This is a genomic window from Pseudomonadota bacterium (assembly GCA_011049115.1).
Lineage (GTDB): Bacteria > Desulfobacterota > Anaeroferrophillalia > Anaeroferrophillales > Tharpellaceae > DSCM01.
Window position 1 is genome coordinate 1 of record DSCM01000120.1, and the last position, 4,192, is coordinate 4,192.

General features: G+C 59.4%; 3 protein-coding genes. All 3 read left to right on the top strand.

All coding sequences use genetic code 11. The annotated features are described in order from the left end of the window. Window positions 1-505: elongation factor G (gene fusA, locus ENN66_10665; protein ID HDS17042.1), on the top strand; the 505-nt coding region annotated here is incomplete at its 5' end. A 35-nt stretch (window positions 506-540) separates the two neighbouring features. Then, entirely contained in the window at window positions 541-1,692 is a 1,152-nt protein-coding gene (gene tyrA, locus ENN66_10670; protein HDS17043.1) for a bifunctional chorismate mutase/prephenate dehydrogenase, read from the top strand. Between the two features lie 17 nt (window positions 1,693-1,709). Then, window positions 1,710-4,192, top strand: a 2,483-nt coding sequence (locus ENN66_10675) for a CoA-binding protein (GenBank protein ID HDS17044.1), incomplete at its 3' end; no start/stop codon positions are given.

The following is a 4,192-nucleotide window of genomic DNA, read 5'->3' on the forward strand; positions in this document are numbered from 1 at the left end:
CAGCCCGCGGCCGCGGGCTGCGGGCAGCAGCGTGAGCTGGCGGGAAGGGGTGGGGCTGGATCTGGCCGAACCCTTGCGCCAAGCCGCCATCGAAGGTCTGCGGGAGGTGCTGCATTCGGGGCCGGTGCAGGGTTATCCCCTGGTCGACGTGGAGTTCACGATTCTTGCGGTGGAAGGTGAGCCCGGAGATTTTACCAAGGTGGCGTTGAAGGTGGCGGGCGCCAATGCCGTGCGCCAGGCCTTGCAAGCGGCCCGGCCGGCAATGCTGGAGCCGATCATGGAGACCGAAATCAATGTTCCCGAGGAGAGCCTGGGAGACGTTATCGGCGAGCTCAACAGTCGCGGCGGCCGGATTATTGAGATTGACAATCATGATCATTTCAGCCGGATAACCGCGGATGTGCCTTTGCAGCGTCTCTTTGGCTATACCACGGCGCTGCGCTCCGCGACCAAAGGCCGGGGGAGTTTTGCCATGAAGTCGTCGCGTTATGATACTATGGTTTAACTCCGGCGGGTTTGAAAATAGGAACAAAAGCAATGATGGAAACTGAGTCGTCGCAGCGGGAGGATGATCATCTGGCCCGGCTGCGGGAACGAATTGACGATCTTGATCATCAACTGATCGAGCTGCTGGCCCGGCGCCAGGAGATTGTCGAAGAGGTCGTTGCTTTGAAGAAAGCGCGCCAGATGCCGGTTTGTCATCCCGCCCGGGAGGCCGATCTGATCGATAACCGCCGGGCCTGCGCCTTGCAAAACGGACTCGAGCCTGAATATGTCGAAGAGCTTTTTCGCAATATTATGCGCTATTCGCGTTCGACTCAGACCGCTGAAATCTCACGGGTCGGGGTCAAACCGCAGGCCCGGATTCTGATTGTTGGCGGCGGCGGCGCCATGGGCCGTCTTTTCGCCCGCTGGTTCAAGGCCTCGGGTTACGAAGTCAGAATTCTCGAACGCGAGGATTGGGGACGGGTCGCCGAGCTTTGTGGCGGTCTTGACCTGGCCTTGGTCAGTGTGCCGATTGCGGACACGGCGGCAATCATTAAAAGGTTGGCTCCGTATCTGCCGGGAAAATGTATTCTTGCCGATCTGACCAGTATCAAGGGACCGACGCTGGCCGCCATGCTTGAACATTTTGCCGGCCCGGTGCTGGGTTTGCATCCGATGTTCGGCCCGGATACCCCGAGCCTAGAGCGCCAGATCGTGGTGGTAACGCCCGGTCGGGAAGGTCTGGAGGATCGCTGGCTGGCGGAACAGTTCGCCGCCTGGGGCGGGGTTGTGGTCCGGACCACGGCGGACGAGCACGATGAGATTATGGCGATTGTTCAGGCTCTGCGTCATTTCGCCACCTTTACTTTCGGGCGTTTTCTTTATCTGCGCCGGGTTGACCTGAAGCGGACCCTTGAATTTTCCAGTCCTATATACCGGCTTGAGCTGGACATGGTGGGGCGTCTTTTCGCCCAGGATCCGGAACTCTACAGCGAGATTATTTTTGCCACTCCGGAACGTCTCGCGCTGGTGCGGGATTATCTTAATAGTTTTCAACAAAACCTTGAGCTGCTTGAGGGAAACGCCGTCGGCCGGGAAAGGTTTGTTAGCGAATTCAAGGCGATCTCCGCCTGGTTCGGAGCTTACAGTAACCAGGCGATTCGGGAAAGTGGTTATCTGATCAACAAGTTGATTGAACGCTTCTGATCTTTTGGGTCCGGGCTATGTCGATTCGCAATCTGAAAGCCATGTTCGAGCCGGTCTCGGTGGCCGTGATCGGGGCTTCCAATAATCCCGACAGTATCGGCTTCGCGTTGATGCGCAATCTTCTCGCCGGAGGATTCATCGGGCCGGTGATGCCGGTTACGCCGAAGTATCATGCGGTGGCCGGGGTGCTCGCTTACTCTAGGGTTGCGGATCTGCCTGAGGCCCCGGACCTGGCCCTGCTCTGTACTCCGCCCGCAAGCATTCCCGGGCTGGTTGCGGAACTGGGCGCCGCCGGAACCCGGGCGGTGGTGATTATCAGCGCTGGTCTGCACCGTTTGAGCGGCAGCGACGGCGAAAATCTGCTGACCGCCGTCCTGACTGCGGCTCAGCCGCACATGGTGCGGATTCTCGGGCCCAACTGTGCCGGTCTGATTATTCCCCGCCTGGGATTGAACGCAAGTTTTGTCAACAGCGGCGTGACCGTGGGTAACATCGCCTTTGTCTCCCAGTCGGGGGCCTTCAGTACTGTGGTTCTGGACTGGGCCCGCACCCATCGTATCGGTTTTTCCCATTTTGTTTCGCTGGGCAACAGCGCGGATGTCGATTTCGGCGATGTGCTGGATTATCTCGCCAGCGATCCGCATACCGATGTCATCCTGCTCTATATGAAAGAAATTCGCGATGCCCGGAAGTTCATGTCTTCGGCGCGCGCGGCCGGGCGCAGCAAACAGGTGCTGGCGGTCAAGGGTGGACGTTTTGCGCTGTCGGAGCCGGGCTCCATGCCCCGCTCCGACACCGGAGCCCTGGCGGTCGCCGGAGAGGTTTATGACGCGGCTTTGAGCCGGGCCGGGATTCTGCGGGTGGACACCATCCAGGATCTTTTTGATGCGGTTGAAACCCTGGCCCGGGCGCGACCGGTCATCGACCGGCAGTTGACTATCGTCAGTAACGGTGGTGGTCCCGGGGTCATGGCGGTCGATGCCCTGCTGGCCGGAGGTGGGGTGCCGGCGGATTTTCCGCTGGCCTTGAAAAGGGCTCTGGAAGATTGCCTGCCGCCTTTTCGCCAGGCGGCCAATCCTCTCGACATCCTTGGTGATGCACCGATTGAACGCTATCTGGCGGTGCTCAAACTGCTTCTGGGTGAGACCGGAGTGAAAACGGTACTGCTCCTGCATTCGCCCAATGCGCTGCTCGACAGCAGCCGTCTGGCTCGGGCTCTGGTCGAATTCCTGCGTGGGTCGAGGGGCTCGATTCTGACCTGTTGGCTCGGGGGTGATACGATCGCTGAAGCCCGGCAAATCTGCGCTGCCGCCAACATTCCTAACTACAGTACTCCGGAAACCGCGGTGCGGGCCTTTTTGCAGCTGGTAGCCTACCGCCAGAATCAGGAAACCTTGAAGGAAACTCCGTCTTCGGTCCCGGAGGATTTTTCCCCCGATTCTCAGACGGCGAAAATGATTGTCGAAAAAGCTCTGGCCGCCGGGCGTGAGTGGTTGACCGAGCCGGAAACCAAACAGGTGCTCAACGCCTACGGTATCGCCGGGGTGGAGACCAGAATTGCTGCGGACGCCGAGACGGCGGCGCAGATGGCGGTGGAGCTGGGTTTTCCCGTGGCCCTGAAGATCCTTTCTCCCCAGGTCAGCAATAAATTTGACGTCGGGGGCCTGGCTCTGGATCTGGACACGGTGGCCGAGGTTTATAAGGCCGCTGCGGCTATGCGGCAGCGGGTCGGCGCGCTGCGCCCGGAAGCCGTGATCGAAGGTTTTACGGTGCAGAAAATGGCCCGTAGTCATCGTGCTCATGAAACTATCGTCGGGGTTACCACGGATCCGGTGTTCGGACCTTTAATCCTGTTCGGCCAGGGTGGCATCGCGGTTGAAGTGATTAACGATCATGCCATCGCCCTGCCGCCGCTCAACATGGCGCTGGCCCGGGAGCTGATTTCCCGCACGCGGCTGGCCCGGCTGTTGGCCGGTTACCGTAACCGTCTGCCGGCCAATCTTGACGCCCTCTGCCTGGCCCTGGTTCAGGTTTCTCAGATCGTTATTGATTTGCCCGAGGTTCTGGAATTCGATATCAATCCACTGTATGTCGATGACCAGAGGGTGCTGGCTCTGGATGCGCGCATGCGGGTGGCGCGGACCGGATTGCCGGGAGATCGGCGGCTGGCGATTCAGCCCTATCCGAAAAGACTGGAGGAGTATCTTGTGTTGGGGGGGAGGCGGTTGTTGCTGCGGCCGATTCGTCCGGAAGATGAGCCTCAGCACCATGCTTTTATCCGGCGCATCGATCCCGAGGATTTCCGCCTGCGTTTTTTCGGGCTGATACATGATTTTTATCATCAGGATCTGGCCCGGTTCACTCAGATTGACTATAATCGGGAAATGGCTTTTATTGCCACGGCGGAAACCCCCGACGGCGGCCGTGAAACCCTGGGGGTGGTGCGTGGGGTTAGCGATCTCGATAACCGCAAGGCGGAGTTTGCTATCATCGTGCTTTC